At 37.1% G+C, this 18,634-nt stretch carries 18 protein-coding genes and 1 riboswitch; of the genes, 16 read left to right on the top strand and 2 right to left on the bottom strand.

Going from position 1 to position 18,634, the window contains the following annotated elements:
• Positions 1 to 522 precede the first annotated feature (522 nt).
• The gene (gene xylA, locus AC4G3K_RS01590) at positions 523 to 1,845 is read left to right on the top strand and encodes a xylose isomerase (protein WP_491132228.1); all 1,323 of its coding nucleotides are present in this window, start codon (positions 523 to 525) and stop codon (positions 1,843 to 1,845) included.
• Between the two features lie 133 nt (positions 1,846 to 1,978).
• Complete coding sequence (gene xylE / locus AC4G3K_RS01585) at positions 1,979 to 3,424, top strand: D-xylose transporter XylE (RefSeq protein WP_491075534.1); 1,446 nt, start codon at positions 1,979 to 1,981, stop codon at positions 3,422 to 3,424.
• A gap of 112 nt (positions 3,425 to 3,536) precedes the next feature.
• On the opposite strand, the gene serA is transcribed toward xylE, so the two are convergent.
• Positions 3,537 to 5,120, bottom strand: a complete 1,584-nt coding sequence (gene serA, locus AC4G3K_RS01580) for a phosphoglycerate dehydrogenase (protein ID WP_491075533.1) — start codon at positions 5,118 to 5,120, stop codon at positions 3,537 to 3,539.
• A gap of 355 nt (positions 5,121 to 5,475) precedes the next feature.
• A riboswitch (FMN riboswitch) is annotated at positions 5,476 to 5,606 on the top strand.
• On the opposite strand from serA, the gene AC4G3K_RS01575 reads away from it, so the two are divergent.
• Positions 5,601 to 5,750, top strand: coding sequence for a hypothetical protein (locus AC4G3K_RS01575; RefSeq protein ID WP_491075532.1), 150 nt, complete (start codon positions 5,601 to 5,603; stop codon positions 5,748 to 5,750). It overlaps the preceding riboswitch by 6 nt.
• Before the next feature lie 35 nt (positions 5,751 to 5,785).
• Positions 5,786 to 6,370 (top strand): ECF transporter S component, encoded by a 585-nt coding sequence (locus AC4G3K_RS01570; protein ID WP_491132227.1) that lies wholly within the window; start codon positions 5,786 to 5,788, stop codon positions 6,368 to 6,370.
• Between the two features lie 49 nt (positions 6,371 to 6,419).
• Here the strand turns inward: AC4G3K_RS01570 and AC4G3K_RS01565 are convergent, their stop codons facing one another.
• Positions 6,420 to 6,668, bottom strand: a complete 249-nt coding sequence (locus tag AC4G3K_RS01565; RefSeq protein WP_491075530.1) for a ferredoxin — start codon at positions 6,666 to 6,668, stop codon at positions 6,420 to 6,422.
• A 217-nt stretch (positions 6,669 to 6,885) separates the two neighbouring features.
• Between AC4G3K_RS01565 and AC4G3K_RS01560 the strand changes: the two genes are divergently transcribed.
• From AC4G3K_RS01560 to sleB, 12 genes are all read left to right on the top strand, one after another.
• Positions 6,886 to 7,941, top strand: a complete 1,056-nt coding sequence (locus AC4G3K_RS01560) for a YpbB family protein (protein WP_491132226.1) — start codon at positions 6,886 to 6,888, stop codon at positions 7,939 to 7,941.
• A gap of 2 nt (positions 7,942 to 7,943) precedes the next feature.
• Positions 7,944 to 9,431, top strand: coding sequence for a RecQ family ATP-dependent DNA helicase (locus AC4G3K_RS01555; protein ID WP_491132225.1), 1,488 nt, complete (start codon positions 7,944 to 7,946; stop codon positions 9,429 to 9,431).
• Entirely contained in the window at positions 9,428 to 10,021 is a 594-nt protein-coding gene (locus AC4G3K_RS01550; protein ID WP_491132224.1) for a CPBP family intramembrane glutamic endopeptidase, read from the top strand. Before AC4G3K_RS01555 ends, AC4G3K_RS01550 begins: the two co-directional genes overlap by 4 nt.
• Before the next feature lie 108 nt (positions 10,022 to 10,129).
• On the top strand, positions 10,130 to 10,588 hold the full coding sequence (locus tag AC4G3K_RS01545) for a DUF2663 family protein (protein ID WP_491075526.1): 459 nt from the start codon (positions 10,130 to 10,132) through the stop codon (positions 10,586 to 10,588).
• A 91-nt stretch (positions 10,589 to 10,679) separates the two neighbouring features.
• Entirely contained in the window at positions 10,680 to 11,306 is a 627-nt protein-coding gene (locus AC4G3K_RS01540; protein WP_491075525.1) for a CBS domain-containing protein, read from the top strand.
• Positions 11,307 to 11,393: 87 nt separating this feature from the next.
• Positions 11,394 to 12,182 (top strand): metallophosphoesterase, encoded by a 789-nt coding sequence (locus AC4G3K_RS01535; protein ID WP_491075524.1) that lies wholly within the window; start codon positions 11,394 to 11,396, stop codon positions 12,180 to 12,182.
• Between the two features lie 73 nt (positions 12,183 to 12,255).
• Positions 12,256 to 12,837 (top strand): adaptor protein MecA, encoded by a 582-nt coding sequence (locus AC4G3K_RS01530; protein WP_491132223.1) that lies wholly within the window; start codon positions 12,256 to 12,258, stop codon positions 12,835 to 12,837.
• 270 nt (positions 12,838 to 13,107) lie between these two features.
• Positions 13,108 to 14,373, top strand: a complete 1,266-nt coding sequence (locus tag AC4G3K_RS01525; protein ID WP_491075522.1) for a Glu/Leu/Phe/Val family dehydrogenase — start codon at positions 13,108 to 13,110, stop codon at positions 14,371 to 14,373.
• 196 nt (positions 14,374 to 14,569) lie between these two features.
• Complete coding sequence (locus tag AC4G3K_RS01520) at positions 14,570 to 15,544, top strand: YpdA family putative bacillithiol disulfide reductase (protein ID WP_491132222.1); 975 nt, start codon at positions 14,570 to 14,572, stop codon at positions 15,542 to 15,544.
• A 36-nt stretch (positions 15,545 to 15,580) separates the two neighbouring features.
• Positions 15,581 to 16,546, top strand: coding sequence for an asparaginase (locus AC4G3K_RS01515; protein ID WP_491075520.1), 966 nt, complete (start codon positions 15,581 to 15,583; stop codon positions 16,544 to 16,546).
• A gap of 115 nt (positions 16,547 to 16,661) precedes the next feature.
• Positions 16,662 to 17,342, top strand: a complete 681-nt coding sequence (gene prsW, locus AC4G3K_RS01510; RefSeq protein WP_491075519.1) for a glutamic-type intramembrane protease PrsW — start codon at positions 16,662 to 16,664, stop codon at positions 17,340 to 17,342.
• 436 nt (positions 17,343 to 17,778) lie between these two features.
• Positions 17,779 to 18,624 (top strand): spore cortex-lytic enzyme, encoded by an 846-nt coding sequence (gene sleB / locus AC4G3K_RS01505; protein WP_491075518.1) that lies wholly within the window; start codon positions 17,779 to 17,781, stop codon positions 18,622 to 18,624.
• Positions 18,625 to 18,634 lie beyond the last annotated feature (10 nt).

The following is an 18,634-nucleotide window of genomic DNA, read 5'->3' as shown; positions in this document are numbered from 1 at the left end:
TGGTATTTACGGCCCATTCTATCAAATAAAAGAATATTTGGAGTAGATTTATATGAAGTAGGTTTGGGAAATAGTATTGAAGTTTTTTTCAAGCAACTGATTCTGAGACCTGGTGCAGTTAGAAAGACATTACATGAGCAAATCCAGAAAAATGATAGTAAAGTGACTCATTAACCTGCATTTAAGGATGGCAGATATCTTAATAAAAAGTGATAGATATTTTTATGGGAGTCTGTCGCTTTTTTAATTTTAGGTTCCTTTCCGAATAGGCATTTTCTTTCTAAGTTCTTCTTTTAATCGGGAAATGGGATCTTTTCTGCAGTAGATGAGGAGAAAAGGATCTGTTTTGGATACTATTAAGCTGTTAAAAGTTAGGCAGAAAGTATCATATCTAACCATTATGATAGAACTATAGTTTTAAATAGATAAAAACTTAGTTTATCCATTAGACAAACTAAGTTTTTCCTGTTATAATTTGAATGTAAACATATGAAAACGATTTCAAAACAGGAGGAATAATCAATGAATTATTTTGACTTTTGTAAACAAGTAAACTATGAAGGACCCGCTTCATCCAATCCATATGCATTTAAATATTATAATCCTGAAGAAGTAATTAATGGAAAGAAAATGGAGGATCTTATGCGTTTTGCTGTTTCTTATTGGCATACATTCACTGCTGATGGGACAGATCCATTCGGACAAGCTACCATGATTCGTCCGTATAATAATTATTCTGGTATGGATTTAGCAAAAGCAAGGGTAGAGGCTTCCTTTGAATTTTTTGAAAAAATGAATGTGCCATTCTTTTGTTTCCATGATGTTGATATTGCTCCAGAAGGGGCAACTTTAAGTGAAACAAACAAAAATCTTGATAGTATCGTAGCGATGATGAAGGATTACTTAAAAGATAGCAAAACAAAATTACTTTGGAATACGGCCAATATGTTCTCCCATCCACGCTGGATGCACGGTGCAGCAACAGCTCCTAATGCAGATGTATTTGCTTATGCAGCTGCCAAGGTGAAAAAGGGACTTGAAGTCGGAAAAGAATTAGGTTCAGAAAATTATGTATTCTGGGGTGGACGTGAAGGATATGAAACTTTACTGAATACAGACATGAAATTGGAACAGGATAATTTGGCCCGTTTCTTCCATATGGCTGTGGATTATGCGAAAGAGATCGGCTTCGATGCCCAATTCTTAATTGAACCAAAACCTAAGGAACCTACCAAACATCAATACGATTTTGATGTAGCTACTTCTTTATCATTCTTACAAGCTTATGATTTAAAGGATCACTTTAAATTTAATATTGAAGCCAACCATGCTACTCTTGCTGGCCATACATTTGAACATGAATTACGTTTAGCACGTATAAACGATATGCTTGGTTCTGTAGATGCGAACCAAGGTGACCCTTTACTTGGCTGGGATACAGATGAATTCCCGACAGACATGTACTCTACTACGTTAGCCATGTATGAAATTCTTAAAAATGATGGGCTTGGTTCAGGTGGTTTAAACTTTGATGCCAAGGTTAGACGTGGTTCATTTGAATCGGAAGATCTGTTCTTCGCTCATATTGCTGGAATGGATAGCTTTGCTGTCGGAGCAAAAGTCGCTCAAAAATTAATTGATGACAAGGTATTGGATCAATTTGTTGCAGACCGTTATAGCAGCTTCACAGACGGAATTGGTCTAGATATTGTGAAGGGTAATACGGATTTGAAGCAATTGGAAAAATACGCTCTTGGACTTGGTGAAATTAAAAATAAATCCGGCAGACAGGAACAATTAAAAGCGATATTAAATCAATATATATTGGATGCCTACCGCGGATAAATTATTCTATACAATATAGAAATTTATAAGAATTATGAGGATATTAGCTGCTTTATGTGCTAATATCCTTTATAAAATGTAAAGGTTTACAAAATTACAGTAAGATAAACATATTTAAAAGGGGAAGGCATCTATGAGTAAATCGGGAAGAAATTCATTTTACATTGTATTTTTAACGCTAATTGCCGCCATCGGAGGTCTACTTTTTGGCTATGATACAGCCGTGATCTCTGGAGCGGAAAAATCACTGGAAGTCTATTTTATCGATAGCCTTGGCTTAAGTTCCTTTGTGCATGGGGCAACTATCTCAAGCGCATTGATTGGCTGTATTATTGGTGGGATTATATCAGGATATTTTGCTTCAAAATTTGGGCGGAAAAATTCGTTGATTATTGCATCTGTATTGTTTACTCTTTCAGCCTTAGGTTCAGCTTATCCAGAATTTTTATTTTTCACTATGGGAGAACCAACGATCGCTTTGTTGCTTACATTTAATCTTTATCGAATCATTGGAGGCATTGGTGTAGGTTTAGCTTCTGCAGTTGTACCTATATACATAGGGGAGATTGCACCGGCTGATATTCGAGGTAAGCTTGTATCCTTTAATCAGTTTGCCATCATTTTTGGTATGCTGGTTGTCTACTTTGTCAATTGGAAAATTGCAGATGGACAGTCAATCTCCTGGATTAATGATATTGGGTGGCGATATATGTTTGCTTCAGGTGCAATTCCTGCAGTGCTCTTTGGGCTATTATTATTGTTAGTCCCAGAGACACCCAGATATTTGGCCTTGAAAAATCAAAATAAAAAGGCATTGGAAGTACTTACAAAGATAAATGGTCAACAAATGGCACAAAAAATTATGCGAGATATTAAGTCGAATATCCATACAACAGCCTCTTCCGGCAAATTGTTTGAATATGGCAAATTAGTTATTGTTGTTGGAATTCTGCTCTCGATGTTCCAACAGTTTGTCGGTATCAATGTCGCGCTCTATTATGCACCGCGTATATTTGAAAGTATGGGGGCAGCTAAGGATGCGTCCATGTTGCAGACGATTGTGATGGGCTTAGTTAATGTCGTTTTTACAATAGTCGCAATTATGACTGTTGATAAATGGGGACGTAAGCCTTTACTAATTATTGGTTCTATCGGGATGGCTGTCGGAATGATCGGGGTATCCGGATTAGCCTATGCAAATATCATTGGCATATGGACCTTGGTTTTCATTATTATTTATACAGCATCCTTTATGATGTCCTGGGGGCCAATTTGTTGGGTTCTGATATCTGAAATATTTCCTAATAAAATTCGTGGACAGGCTGTTGCAATTGCGGTAGCTGCTCAATGGGCAGCCAACTATTTCATCTCTTCCACTTATCCAATGATGATGGAATTTAGCGGAGGTTTTACGTATGGATTCTACGGATTAATGAGTATTCTGTCTGCCATCTTTGTGTGGAAATTCGTACCGGAAACAAAGGGGAAAACGCTTGAACAAATGGAAGAAACTTGGATAAAACAAGAACCGGAAATACAAACATCCTATACAAAAGTAGCTAAACAAAAACATAGCTAAGATAATCTTAAGCTATAAGAGAGGGATCCATCACATTGATGGATCCCTCAGGTTGCAGACAAAAAGAATTCAGAATGCTCTAAAGAGGGCAATTCTGAATTCCTTTTTTATTTTATGCCTCGTACAAATTGATTGCTTTGACCACAGATATTTCAGCATTGACGGCCAGTTCAGTTATAACGGATTGAGGAATTTTTTCATCAAATGTAAGAACCATGATGGCTTCGCCGCCGGCTTCTTTACGTCCGACCTGCATGGTGGCGATATTAAGGTTAAGATCGCCAAGTTTTTTACCGACAATACCAATCACACCTGGTCTGTCGTAGTGCTGAATATAGAGGATATGGCCATCTGGATAAAAGTCGATTTTAAAGTCATTGATGGCAACGATTCTAGGTCCATATTCCTTTATATAGGTAGCCTTTAGTTCAATTTGTTTGGTTTCGCCTTTGATTCTTACTGTAATACTATTGGAATAACCATGTGTTTCATTTGAAATTTTCTCGCCAATTGTGACAGAACGTTCTTTTGCATATATAAGTGCATTTACTTCATTGATTGTAACGTCAGCACGTTCTTTAAAAAAGCCTGAAACAAGTGATTTTGTTAGAAGGGAAGAATCAAAATCAAACGTATCACCGCCGTATGTGATAGAAAGTTCGTTGATACCTTCATTTATATACTGTGATAAGAAGGAACCCAGTTTTTTAACCAATTGATAATAGGGCTGTATTTTATTAAACAATTCAGCAGGTATGGCTGGTAAATTGATGGAGTTTGAAACGGGAATTCCATCCACATAGGATACGACTTCTTTTGCAACCTGTTTAGCCACATTTAATTGGGCTTCCCTTGTCGAAGCACCTAAATGGGGAGTTACAATAATTTGATCCAAGGATAGCAATTTATTATTTAGCGGAGGTTCTTCGACAAATACATCCAAGGCTGCTCCAGCCACTTTCCCTTCAATAACGGCTTCATATAAAGCATCTTCATCAATAATACCGCCTCTGGCACAATTAATTAGATAAACGCCATCTTTACACTTATGTATCGTTTCATTATTAAATAAGCCTTTGGTATCCTTGTTTAATGGAGTATGAACAGTAATAAAATCAGATACCTCAATCAAATTCTCCAGTGAACCAACAGTTACACCCAATTCTTTAGCGCGGTCAGAGGTAATAAAAGGATCGTATGCAAATATGTTCATTTGAAAGGCCTTCGCTCGTTTAGATATTTCAGTACCGATTCTCCCCATTCCGACAATACCTAAAGTTTTACCCTTTAATTCCGTGCCTGCATAACGGTTTCGTTCCCAGGCGCGATTTTTTAATGATTGGTGAGCTTGGGGGATATTTCGAGCAAGAGATGCCATCATGGCAAACGTGTGCTCAGCGGTCGAGATGGTATTGCCATCAGGTGCATTGACCACAATGATTCCGCGATTTGTACAGGAAGGTACATCTATGTTGTCGATTCCTACGCCAGCGCGCGCTATGATTTTTAGATTTGTCATTTTCTGAAGCAAATCTTCTGTTACTTTTGTAGAGCTTCTGACTAAAAGTGCATCAAACAGATGCAATTCTCCGCTTACTTCATCTATCTTCTTTTGGACAACCTCTATGTCATCCCTGCCAACGAATGGCGTTAAACCATCGGGCTTGATTGAATCCGCTATGAGCACTTTAAACAATCTTGTCACCTTCCTGCAGAAGTATTTATTATGTTTCACTCTACAAGACTTATAATCTGTGTGTCAATCAAGATTAATAATGTAAACGCTTACTATTTTGATATTTCTAAATACTTATCGGTTACATAACCATAATGACTCATTTTACTTCGGTGCATGTTTTAAATATATAGAAACTTATTGGCTAATCAACTAAAAAATAGAATAATATATATTCATACTGAGATAGTCTGAATACAATCTCTTGTTTTATTTGATTTATTGAGATAAAATCAAATTAGAGATGGTCTACGTAAATTCAATGGCGAACGATTAAGCCTACTCAATTTACAGAGCCATTTACTAATTAAATACGGTCTATCTTCGGGGCAGGGTGCGATTCCCTACCGGCGGTGATGATGTACAATCTAAGCCCGCGAGCCTGTAAAGGCAGGATTTGGTGAGATTCCAAAGCCGACAGTATAGTCTGGATGGGAGAAGATGGAGGTCTCTGTTAACGTTCAAAAAACGAGTATTCGTGAACGTTTGTTTCAGATTGCCTTATTCTCCCTTTATCTAGTAACAGATAAGGGGATTTTTTATGGCATGGTTTCACGATATACGTTACTGCAGGCAGAGCCTTTCTTCTAGAAGAGGTAGAACCACACCTAAAGGAGAGAGGAATCATGAAAAACAGTGTAAGTAAGATTCAAAAAATGGTTACGATTGGGATGTTGGGTGCAATCGGATATGTTCTGATGATTATGAACTTCCCGTTTCCGGGTTTTCCAACATTTCTGCAAATCGATTTCAGTGATATTCCAGCTTTGATTGCAACCATCATTTTAGGACCGGTTGCAGGGATCCTGGTAGAATTATTAAAAAACATTTTAGATTATATCATGACAGGAAGCGATACAGGGATTCCAGTGGGGCATTTTGCTAACTTTATCGGAGGCGTTGCTTTTATCATGCCTGTCTACTACTTTTACAAAAAACTGGGTACAAAAAGAGGGATGGTATACGGACTTGTCGGCGGTACAATTGTATTAGCTTTATTTATGAGTCTTGTCAACTACTTCGTTTTGCTCCCAACTTATAGTGTATTAATGAATTGGAACATGTCTGGTACAGAGATTCGGGCAATGATTACAACAGCAATCATACCTTTTAATATAATAAAAGGTACTATAATCGCCATTGTATTTATGCTTTTATTTACTAAAATGCAAGGATGGTTCTCGAAACAATCTGTATTACGAAATGTATAAATAGAATGCAAAAAGCCTCTGCAAACGCAGAGGCTTTATTAATGCGATACTATTCAAATTTCAAAGCGTCTCCATCAAATGACTCATCAGCAACTTTTATAGAATCTGTTGGGCATCCTTCAAAAGCGTCCATCATGTCATCAAGAAGAACATCTGGAATTTCGACAATACCTTGGTTCTCATCTAAAGTAACAAATGCAATACCTTCATCATCATAATCATAAATATCTGGAGCAGCTGCCCCGCAAGCACCACAAGCAATGCAAGTTTCTTTGTCAACAATAGTAAATTTAGCCATGCTAAATACCTCCCGTAAAGATATATATATTTTGATACCGTACTAGATATCAAACCCCTCACCCTATTGTAAAACTGATGGTATAACTTTTCAATAGCCAATATTTCGCGTGTTTTTAGAACATGGATACAACATAGAATATTGAAATGTAAGCATGAGTGTCCATCTATTTGGTAAGATATAAGTGTCAAACTCGTTCGGGTAAAGGAGTTAAAACATGATTATATCATATATTGACGGATTAATACTGTATTTGATAGATGCACTAAAGGGGCAGAGGACTGTTTATTCACCTTTACATATATTGAATGGAAAAAAATCCTCACAACCCATACAAGATGCCAGGTTATTTCATATATCTGAATTCTTTGGTGTTCTTCCGAAGTTACAAAGAGATTATTGGGATCAAAAGATTTCAGAACTAGCCAGGCAAGGATATATAAAAAATATAGGCACCAATATCTACAGCTGTACTATGCATGGAGAAGATGCACTTAGATATTGGAAAGGAAATTATCCTCCCTATCCTCATTTAAATGGACGTACCTATCAAGATGCAGCTCATGCTTTTTGGATGAGGTTGCAATTATTGGTTCAAACAACCTCTTGTTTACTTAATGGCAATCATTCGTTTATCCCGGTAACCCGTAACCAAGAGGATCAAATTGTCGTAAAAAAGCTATTTAAACAGATTGCTCTCTCTCCAAAAGAACTGGGCAGTTTGTTATATAAAGAGCTTGAAGAATTGCTAAGTAACGTAAACGAAGTACGTGCAGAGTTACTTGTATGTTTATTCTCGGGTCACCAGCGTGCTGGACTGACGATTGAACAGGCTGCTCGAAAGCTAAACATAGACGTATTTTATGCAAGACTTCTCTTTTGGGATACTATACATTATATGCTTGAAGTCTGTAATCAGCCGCCTTATATAGTATTGAGAGAATTAGTTATACTGGGAAAATCAGCACGAGTTATCTTAACCGATTCCACTCAGACAACATTGAAGATGCTTCAATCAGGTATGTCCAAAGAAGAAGTGGCAACCGTAAGAAATTTAAAAGTTAATACGATTGAGGATCATATTGTTGAAATTGTCTCCAATATGCCTGATTATCCGATTGATGTATACGTGAGTGAATCGGAAAAAGAACAAATCGATCAGGCGATAGCTGCCAATAAAACAAAACAATTAAGAAACTTAAAAATGATACTTCCAGCTGAGATAACTTATTTTAAAATCAGGCTGGTTATGGCCAATAGGAAGGAAGTGTAAGTATGCAGCCACTTGAAGTTCAATTGCAAAAAATGTTTGGATTCCAAACGTTCAGGACCGGACAGAAGGAAGTTATTGAATCCATTATGGAAGGCAGGCATACACTTGCTATGCTGCCAACCGGGACAGGGAAAACCTTGAGTTTTCAAATGCCTGGGTACCTGATGAATGGATTAGTTATTATCATTTCACCATTATTGGCTCTTATGCAAGATCAGGTTGAGCAAATGAAGGCAAAAGGTGAAAAGAGAGTTGCATCATTAAATTCATTTCTTACAAAGCCGGAACGAGATAGGGTACTTAGGTCTTTCCCATTACTCAAATTTTTATATATTTCACCTGAAATGCTGCAATCACGATTCATCCTGGATAAGTTGAAAAAGCTTAAGATTGCCTTATTCGTTGTAGATGAAGCCCATTGCATATCGCAATGGGGCTATGATTTTAGGCCAAGCTATTTACAGCTCGGTCAAATCAGAAGAGAGTTGAATAATCCGTTAACATTAGCTTTAACGGCTACTGCTACTCCTGAAGTTCAAGAGGATATATTGAGAAATTTATCTATTCAGGATGCGACGAGGATTATTCATAATGTGAATAGGGAGAATATCAGTATTTTGGTAGAAGAAACAACCGATTATCAGCAAAAGCTTCAGTTGTTGATTGATTCGTTAAAAAGAATAAAAGGTGCAGGAATTATATATGTATCCAGCCGGAAGCTGGCTGAGCAATTGAGCGATTACTTAATAGAAAAAGGGTTTGAGGGTGTTGCCTATTACCACGGTGGTATGGAAACAAGTGATCGAATCCTGATCCAGCAGCAATTTTTATCAGGCCAGTTACGAATCATTGTTGCTACAAATGCTTTTGGAATGGGGATTAACAAAAATGATATACGGTTTATTTTTCATGTAAACATGCCGTTAAGTGTAGAAGCATATGTTCAGGAAATTGGCAGGGCAGGAAGAGATGGATTGCCATCTGTAGCCATTCTATTATACGCAGTGGGGGATGAGCGGCAAGCTGCTCATCTTGTTGAAAAAGATTTTCCAACGCGTTCTGAAATCGAATGGGTCATTAATCAAGGTGAGGTGTCTGGTCGTAAAACGGAAGACTGGATTGGTGACGATCATTTTGAACGGATAAAGGAACTGAACCGTGCACTGCTAATGGAAAATATACATGATCCACGAGACCGCCTTGACCGTATTGATGCCGATCTTGAAAAAAGAAGAAAAGAAAAGCTTGTGAAACTTTATCAACTAAAAAATTGGATGACCTCTACTGAGTGCCGAAAGCAGATGATTGCTGCCTATTTTAATCAGGAGCTTCAGAAAAACACGGAATTTTGCTGTGATCGGTGTGGAACCACACTGGATGAACTCGTTAAGGTCCTCCCGAAACAATCGAATGATTATCAGAAGAATGATCAAAATTGGCGTATGGAACTGAAACAATTATTTACAGAAGGGAAAGAATTGAAATCATGAAAAATAAGCAGGCAGAGCAGTTGGCTCAGCTTAAGGACGCAGAGCTATACAGGGCCTTGATTCTAACACAAGTGCTTCTGCTTTTGATTTCGTCGGTTTTGGGTCTATTTATATTTGATGATCTAAAGGATTTCTTTCTGCTGTTTGAATATCGAGATTGGTCTATTCTCCTAGTAGGGGTTCCTGCTGGACTGCTAGTGGTTGGCTACGACTTACTGTCTATGAAGTATCTTCCTGACAGATATTTTGATGACGGCGGTATTAACCAACGCATTTTCCGTTCTTTGAATGGCCGGCAAATTTTTTTTGTTACCTTATTTGTAGCCATATGTGAAGAACTATTATTCAGAGGTATCATTCAAACGACATTTGGTTTAGGGGCTGCCAGCCTAATTTTTGCACTGATCCATATTAGGTATTTATATAATGTATACCTGTTTTTCAATATCCTGTTGTTAAGTTTCTTGATTGGGTTGATCTATGGATGGACAGATAATTTGTTTGTGACCATAGCTATGCATTTCACCATTGATTTAATCCTCGGATTTGTCATAAATAAGAAAGCCAGCAAGTCCAAAACGAATCCTTAATAAGGGTGAATTTATGTGAATCTTTTTAGGGGAAAGAAATAGTGGACAAGAACTACATAAATGATCCATCTCTTTCATAAACATTAGTATGTAAAGGAGAGGTGATTTATGGAAGCGCAAATTCATGATTTGGACGAACATACAGATGAAGCTACAAAAATAATGCTTGGGAATGTGGTAAAAAGAAAACAGAAATTTGATCATTATAAATCCCGTCATTTTTTATTTATTTACTTAACATTAGGTTTAATAGCTACTTTAGGTGTTTATATATATAAAAAGATTATTCCCCTCTATGCGTATTCTTTCACAGCCATGTATGTTCAATTTTTTGAAAACAAATTTATCGTTTTATGTATTCTATTACTGGCTTTTTTATATGGTGGGATGCTTTATTATAAAAAGAAAATGGAAAAGGCTGAGAAGGAATTCCATGCATTAAGATGTGAGATTATTGACCGGAGTAAGGATCTTTGGAAAAATGAAATAGCATGGAAGAATAGACATATCTTATTTAATAAATTCAAAGATCTGTATGATATTAATCTTTTTCACGAAAATAAATAATCCTTCACAATAAGGCAGGAGAAGTTAAAGATTTGTCGAAAAGTAGTATAAGGAGTGTTTGTACACTTATATTGCAGTCGGAGGTGCTTTAATGTTTGTAAAGAATATAATGATTTCAAAATATCATTGTCATACGGTTTCTTACAATGATACTCTTCAAGAGGTTTTTGCAGTATTGGATAAACATCGCATTGAGGGAGTGCCGGTATTAAAAGGAGATCAGTATGTAGGTACAATTACAAGGTATCGAATCTATAAGGCGGCATTTTTGTCTGAACTGCCTAGAGATATTTTTTTGAAAGAAACAAAAGCAGAGTCGATTGCGGAGATAAATAAAACATTAAAAGGACATGAAATATACGAGAATATATTTATTGATTTAAAAGAAACTCCCTTATTAGCAGTAGTAGATGATCAAAATCATTTCCTTGGTATAGTTACGCGTTACGATATCATCGAACAGTTCCAAAGTACATTTGGTGTTCATGTGCCTGGTGTCAGGATTGCATTGACAACAGTGGAAACGAAGGGGCGAATTGCCAAATTAACTGAGATTACAGGGCAGTATCAGCAACAAATCATTTCGCTTGTTACGTTTGATGAAACAGATAAACTTTTAAGGCGTATTGTCATTAAAGTAGCGAAGGCGCCAAATATAGATAAATTTTTAAGCAAATTAGAGGAATCAGGCTTTAGAATTTTACATATTGAAGAATAAGGAAATGAATAGATTGGAGCTGGTCATATATATAAGGCTGGCTTCTTTTATTTTAAGAAAGATGACTGATTGGAAGGAGATACTTGTATGGCAGTACTACTCATTTTAATGTTAATCATTGTCATAGGATTATGCATGTTCATGGTTTATATGTACAGGCTTGCAAATCTAAATCAAGTAATTGAACACACATTAGACTTTAAAAATTTCCCGAGCAGCGAACCCCTAACCATCTTTTTTATATCGGATATACACAGACGGACGATCAGTGAGGAGATTATCCGTAAGGTGAAAGGAAAGGCCGATTTGGTTTTAATTGGTGGGGATCTTGCGGAGAAACGAGTTTCAATGGAAAGGATTAAAGAAAATTTAACAAGACTAAAAAGTGTGGGACCTGTCTATTTTATATGGGGGAATAACGATTATGAAGTGGATAGACATGAATTGGATGCCTTATTTTTGGAGGTGGGAGTACATGAATTATTGGATACAAGTGTACTTTTTGAAACGAATGATGGCGGTAAAATACGACTTCTTGGAATTGACTTTTATGATGAAAAAGAACAAACGGGCAGGCTTGATTTAGCAATGGAAGAGGTCGAAGAGGACAGTTTTAAAATATTGGCTAGTCACACACCTGAAATTGAAAAGGCTATGGAGAGTTCGTATGGGATTGATTTGGTATTGAGCGGCCATACTCATGGCGGGCAAATTAGGATTTTTGGAATGGGCAAATATAAATTGGGCGGAATCAGTAAGAAGGAGGATACGACCATTTTCACTAGTAATGGATATGGAACCAGTTTACTTCCGTTTCGTCTAAAAGCAAAACCCGAAACCCATCTAATTCGAGTGGCTAAGAGGCTAACTTCTTAATTTTAATACAAGGTACCGACTGTAGCCCGATTCATACAATGCAATGAAGAGTTAGCTACAGGAGGATTTTGTCATGAAGCTTAAACAGATCAGCCCGACTTTGTTCAAACTATTTATTACCTGTGATGAGTTGGAAGAAACAGGTGTCAGATGGCAAACGTTAACCATGCACTCACTGGATACACACTTCTTTTTTTATAAAATTGTTCATGAAGCACTTTTGGTGAATGGAAATTCTGTTAACGGTACTTTTAGAATAGATGTATATACGTATCCAAACGATGGTATATATATAATTTTAAAAATAGAGGAATGCAATTCAAATGAAAATGTGGAGGTAGACATAGAAAATTCCCTATCAATAAATATACAAGAGCGTGCTCAAATGATTTATGAATTTGCTGAATTTGATGATGTTGTACAAGCTTGTAAAATAATTCAGGAGAAATGGAACCTGGAAGGAACACTTTATTATTGGCAATCAAACTATTATTTAGAGATTAAGGGAGATTCAGTCTTCAATCAGACAACCATAATGGCCATACTACTAGAGTTTGGGGAGTTCTCGACTTTAAGCAAAGATTATCTGAATGAATACGGAAATAGGATTTGTAAGGATAATCTAATTACTATTATAAAAAAATATTTTTCATAAAGAATCGCATCTAAGTGATGTGGTTTTTTTGGTAATCTACAGGTATTCGCGGGTTTTGAACAGCTTTCTTGCACTACATGATCTTTATTAAGTATACTGAATTTATAAAAATGAATAATAAATGAGAAAATTTAGTACCAAGCACTCATATTGAATCATCTTTCTATTATTATACTTATTTCACTTTCCAGACTATTTCCAAAGTTGTATACTTATGCTGGAAGGAAATTATTAGTTATTAATTATTATACATCAGTAGGAGGTACTATAATGACAGCCGACCATCAATCCACTGAGGATAAATTAGATGTTTTAAAATCTACTCAGACTGTCATCCATAAGGCTTTAAATAAGCTTGGATATCCAGAAGAGGTTTATGAATTATTGAAGGAGCCGCTTCGTATGTTAACAGTGAAAATACCAGTTAAATTAGACGATGGTTCTGTAAAAATCTTTACTGGTTATCGTGCTCAGCATAATGACGCGATTGGACCGACAAAGGGTGGTATTCGTTTTCATCCTAATGTTACGGAGAGAGAGATGAAAGCTTTATCCATATGGATGAGCTTGAAATGCGGCATTGTTGATTTACCATACGGAGGTGCGAAAGGCGGTATTATTTGTGATCCGCGCACGATGTCTTTTCGGGAATTGGAAAGACTTAGCCGTGGATATGTAAGGGCAATCAGCCAAGTGGTTGGTCCAACAAAAGATATACCGGCTCCGGATGTCTTCACAAATTCACAGATTATGGCCTGGATGATGGATGAATACAGCCGTATTGATGAATTTAACTCTCCGGGATTTATTACCGGAAAACCACTTGTTCTTGGTGGTTCACACGGCAGGGAATCAGCTACAGCCAAAGGGGTAACCATTTGTATATATGAGGCCGTTAAAAAATGCGGCATAGAGTTAAAGGGAGCCAGAGTTGTTGTACAGGGCTTCGGAAATGCTGGAAGTTTCTTGGCTAAATTCATGCATGATGCCGGTGCCAAGGTCATTGGTATATCAGATGCAAATGGCGCTTTACATGATCCGGATGGTTTGGATATTGATTATTTATTGGATCGCCGCGATAGCTTTGGTACAGTAACTAACCTTTTTACCAATACAATCTCGAACCAAGAATTACTAGAGCTTGATTGTGATGTTTTGGTGCCAGCTGCAATTGAAAATCAAATTACGGATGAAAACGCCCACAAAATTCGTGCTAAAATAGTTGTTGAAGCTGCAAACGGTCCAACCACTTTGGAAGGTACACAAATATTGACAGATCGTGGTATTCTATTGGTGCCGGATGTATTAGCATCTGCCGGTGGTGTAACAGTATCCTATTTTGAGTGGGTACAGAATAATCAGGGATACTATTGGTCTGAAGAAGAAGTGGAAGAAAAATTAAAAAAAGTGATGGTTAAATCATTTAATACAATCTATGATACAGCTCAATCCCGTCGAGTTGATATGAGGTTGGCTGCATACATGGTTGGAGTAAGAAAAATGGCAGAAGCATCAAGATTCAGAGGCTGGATTTAATTAATAGAGCAAGCGCAAAAATAAAAGTTTTCTGTCCTGGAGAGATAGAGAACTTTTTTGCATGGGATTGATGAGTTAATTTTTTAAAAGTGGTATATTAAAAGGACATTTTACACATAGATTGAGAAGAAAAAGCGTATAAAAACCACGAATATATACGCATATTAGAGTTTACGGTTATTTGGAGGAAACATATATGCATTATGAAGAAGCAATTGTGATTGGTGGGGGACCATGCGGAATGGCTGCTTCCATTAGTTTAAAGGAAATCGGCAAAAACCCATTAATTATTGAAAAAGGGAATATTGTTAATTCGATCTATCATTACCCGACACATCAAACTTTTTTTTCAACAAGCGAGAAGTTGGAAATTGGAGATGTAGCTTTTATCACAGAAAATCGTAAGCCTGTTCGACTTCAGGCCTTAACTTATTATAGAGAAGTAGCCAAAAGGAAGAACCTTAGAGTCCATACATACGAGTGTGTGTTATCAATTGAAAAGCAGGAGAACGGATTATTTAGAATAAAAACAAGCAAGGATGAATATGAAACGCCTTATTGTATTATTGCGACCGGTTATTACGATCAACCTAATATGATGAATATACCAGGAGAAAATTTGGATAAGGTATATCACTACTTTAAAGAAGGGCATCCTTTTTATGATATGGATGTGGCCGTAATCGGTGGGAAAAATTCAAGCGTGGACGCAGCACTTGAACTTGTTAAAGCGGGAGCAAGAGTGACAGTGATTTACCGAGGAGATGCTTATTCCAAAAGTATCAAGCCTTGGATACTGCCGGAGTTTGAATCCTATGTTCGTAATGGAACAATAAAAATGGAGTTTCAATCAGTGCTAAAAGAGATTCATGAACAAACCGTGATTTACGAAAAAGAGGGTCAAAGTATAGAAATTCAAAATGATTATGTATTTGCCATGACAGGTTACCATCCAGATTATAGTCTCTTAACGAATGTTGGAGTTGAGCTTGATTGTGACACCGGCAAACCATGTATTAACGAAGAAACAATGGAAACGAACGTCGAAAACTTATTTGTGGCCGGTGTGATCGTGGCCGGTAATAATGCCAATGAAATATTTATAGAAAATGGAAGATTTCATGGTGGGCAAATAGCAAATGCAGTAAAGGAAAAAGAAGGTTTAGAATAGCATAAAGTGTGCTTGATACTTGTCGCGAGGTGTAATATGAAGAAAATTTCCCTGATTACAACTGGTGGTACGATTGCCAGTAAAGAGATATCAAAAGGACTATTGAATTCAGGTGCTATGAGTGGCGAAGAATTGGCGGCACTCTGTCAGCTGCCGGAGGGATTCGATATAAAAATTATTAATCTTATGCAAAAACCGTCCATGCATATTGATTTTAACGAAATGGTATTAATTAAAAAAGCGATTGAAAAAGAGTTGGAAGATGATGAAGTTTGTGGGGTGGTTGTAACCCATGGAACGGATTCATTAGAGGAAACTGCCTATTTTCTTGATTTGACAACTAAAGACCCGAGGCCTATTGTTGTAACGGGTTCCCAGCGCTCTCCTCAGGATGTAGGAACAGATGTCTATTCTAATTTACGGAATTCAATCTATGTAGCTGCCAATCAACACTTAAAGCATAGCGGTGTTTTAGTTGTATTTAATGAGCGTATTTACTCAGCTAGATACGTGAAGAAAGTTCATGCTTCCAATCTTCAGGGTTTTGAATCATTCGGTTATGGATATTTAGGAATCATTGATAATGATGTAGTCAGTGTCTATCAAAAACCCATTTATAATGAATCCTATCAGATTGGGCCGGAAATCCCGCGTGTGGATATTATAAAGTGTTATTCAGGGGCAGATGGGGTGATGATCGATGCTGCTGTAAACGCCGGGGCGCGTGGTATCGTATTGGAAGGTGTCGGACGAGGACAAGTAACACCATTTATGGTCGATTCTATTCAGTCAGCTTTGGATAAAGGAATCACAATCGTGATTAGTACAAGTGCTGAGGAAGGAAAAGTCTATCCAGCCTATGGCTATAATGGCAGTGCGCATGATTTGCAAAACAGAGGTGTTATTCTTGGTGAGGATTATGACAGTAAAAAAGCAAGGTTGAAATTGGCTATTTTACTTTCCAATGGTACGGTCAGTGTAGAGGATGCATTTAAACTTTAGGAATCGGTTAACTTTCTTACAAGAACCTCTTAAAATGACGAGAATTCTTGATTTTCTTTTTTTTTCGTCCATGTTACGATTGAAGGAAGAAAGAGTAAAAAAGAGAGGGTAATCCATGTTAAATATATTAACGGCAGGTGTCGCACCGGGTTTAGCCCTGCTAATTTATTTTTACTTGAAAGATCAATATAATACTGAACCTGTATCTGTTGTATTAAAAGCCTTTATCTACGGTGCCTTATTCGTCATCCCTGTTATGTTTATTCAATATGTTATTCAGGCAGAAGGAGTGTTTCTTTCTGTGTGGGCGGATGCGTTTTTTGAAAAGGGTATGGTCGAGGAACTGATAAAATGGGCCTTGTTTATGTTCTTGATTTATGGTCATATTGATTTTGATGAACCATATGATGGAATTGTTTATGGGGTTTCCATTTCACTGGGTTTTGCAACATTGGAAAATATCCTCTACTTATTTTCGAACGGGCTTGAATATGCATGGGGAAGAGCAATGTTTCCTGTTTCAAGCCATGGATTGTTTGGTGTCATCATGGGCTTCTATTTTGGGAAAGCCAAATTCCAAACACATCCCCGTCTAAAGATTACTTATATACTGACAGCGTTATTCATTCCAATCGCCTTACATGGTTCCTTTAACTATATTTTGATGGAGCAGGAAAAATGGTATATCTATTTAATTCCATTTATGTTTGGTCTTTGGGGGCTCGGCCTATGGAAAGTGAAAAAGGCCAGAATATTAACAGAGAAAGCTTTTAAACAATCCTTTGAATCAGTTTGATATTGTTAATCAAGAAAACAAACTCAGAGAAACTAAATCTACTGCCTTTTGAAAGGTCAGCTGATTTTATCCGGGTTTGTTTTTTTTATTTTGTCCATATAAATAAAGTTCTTGAAATTACTCACGATTGTTCCCATTCTTTTGATATGATTCCTGAAAGAAATGATTTTAACACCTCCGTTTTATGTTATGCCATCTACCGATTCGTCTCCCCAGTTCAAAGATGAAGTTTAATTCCTCGGCGTTCAATATGTATATCCAACCTACTGCTATTTATTAAAATGCCTGATTCCTTTTGTTTTCAGATTGACCTTAAAAATAGATGGAACAATTATTGTCTGAATCCTATGATAGCTAGTTTTAAGGTGAACTGAATATTTTGCAGGTGTTTGCAAAAACTACCCTTACTGTCATTAATTCTACAGGAGGGCATGAAATGAAGGGATTAGCAAGAAAGTTAGTATCCTTTTTAGTAATTGGCTGTTTTTTAGTCTTCTCACCAATGTTTACTATAAAGACTGAAGCATTTACCAACCAGGTGATTCAAAGGGGAGCCATTGGGGATGATGTCATTGAATTACAAGCTCGTCTTCAAAATATTGGCTATTATCATGGGAAAATTGATGGAGTTTTTGGGTGGGGAACTTACTGGGCATTACGTAATTTCCAGGAGAAATTTGGACTCCCTGTTGATGGTTTAGGAGGGGCAAAAACAAAAAGTAAACTCGTCAGTGCATCGAATTACAATGCTTCCTGGGTCAAGCAGCAAATTAATTCAGGAAAAGAGTTTACCTACTATCAGGGTACGCCTATTGAAAACCAAGTTAAACAATCAACATCTAGTAAAAAATCAACTGGTACAGCGAATGAAAAAAATACGGCGACAAATAAGACAAGTGGGACAGCCACCAATATACCGGCGGGATTTTCAGAAAGTGATATCAAGTTAATGGCGAACGCGGTTTATGGAGAGGCAAGAGGTGAACCATATGAGGGCCAGGTAGCGGTTGCAGCCGTTATCTTAAATAGAGTTCAAAGTTCGTCGTTCCCAAATACGGTTTCTGGGGTAATATTTCAGGCGGGGGCATTTACGGCGGTTGCTGATGGACAAATCTGGCTTGAGCCTAATGATAAAGCAAGAAACGCTGTTATAGATGCGATGAATGGATGGGATCCGACTGGAGAAGCTGAATATTATTTTAACCCGGAAACAGCTACGAGTTCATGGATTTGGGGACGTCCACAAATAAAAAAAATCGGCAAGCATATATTCTGCAACTGAGGTGAACGTA

Source organism: Bacillus sp. z26, assembly GCF_058313635.1.
This window is presented reverse-complemented; position numbering and strand designations above follow the sequence as displayed.

Bases quoted from the DNA above. Each gene is read 5' to 3' on its own strand.
- AC4G3K_RS01535 (WP_491075524.1), top strand. From the start codon at position 11,394: ATGGCAGTACTACTCATTTTAATGTTAATCATTGTCATAGGATTATGC.
- AC4G3K_RS01545 (WP_491075526.1), top strand. From the start codon at position 10,130: ATGGAAGCGCAAATTCATGATTTGGACGAACATACAGATGAAGCTACA.
- AC4G3K_RS01560 (WP_491132226.1), top strand. From the start codon at position 6,886: ATGATTATATCATATATTGACGGATTAATACTGTATTTGATAGATGCA.
- AC4G3K_RS01515 (WP_491075520.1), top strand. From the start codon at position 15,581: ATGAAGAAAATTTCCCTGATTACAACTGGTGGTACGATTGCCAGTAAA.
- AC4G3K_RS01530 (WP_491132223.1), top strand. From the start codon at position 12,256: ATGAAGCTTAAACAGATCAGCCCGACTTTGTTCAAACTATTTATTACC.
- xylE (WP_491075534.1), top strand. From the start codon at position 1,979: ATGAGTAAATCGGGAAGAAATTCATTTTACATTGTATTTTTAACGCTA.
- sleB (WP_491075518.1), top strand. From the start codon at position 17,779: ATGAAGGGATTAGCAAGAAAGTTAGTATCCTTTTTAGTAATTGGCTGT.
- prsW (WP_491075519.1), top strand. From the start codon at position 16,662: ATGTTAAATATATTAACGGCAGGTGTCGCACCGGGTTTAGCCCTGCTA.
- AC4G3K_RS01570 (WP_491132227.1), top strand. From the start codon at position 5,786: ATGAAAAACAGTGTAAGTAAGATTCAAAAAATGGTTACGATTGGGATG.
- AC4G3K_RS01525 (WP_491075522.1), top strand. From the start codon at position 13,108: ATGACAGCCGACCATCAATCCACTGAGGATAAATTAGATGTTTTAAAA.
- AC4G3K_RS01555 (WP_491132225.1), top strand. From the start codon at position 7,944: ATGCAGCCACTTGAAGTTCAATTGCAAAAAATGTTTGGATTCCAAACG.
- AC4G3K_RS01520 (WP_491132222.1), top strand. From the start codon at position 14,570: ATGCATTATGAAGAAGCAATTGTGATTGGTGGGGGACCATGCGGAATG.
- AC4G3K_RS01550 (WP_491132224.1), top strand. From the start codon at position 9,428: ATGAAAAATAAGCAGGCAGAGCAGTTGGCTCAGCTTAAGGACGCAGAG.
- AC4G3K_RS01540 (WP_491075525.1), top strand. From the start codon at position 10,680: ATGTTTGTAAAGAATATAATGATTTCAAAATATCATTGTCATACGGTT.
- xylA (WP_491132228.1), top strand. From the start codon at position 523: ATGAATTATTTTGACTTTTGTAAACAAGTAAACTATGAAGGACCCGCT.
- AC4G3K_RS01575 (WP_491075532.1), top strand. From the start codon at position 5,601: ATGGAGGTCTCTGTTAACGTTCAAAAAACGAGTATTCGTGAACGTTTG.
- AC4G3K_RS01565 (WP_491075530.1), bottom strand. From the start codon at position 6,668: ATGGCTAAATTTACTATTGTTGACAAAGAAACTTGCATTGCTTGTGGT.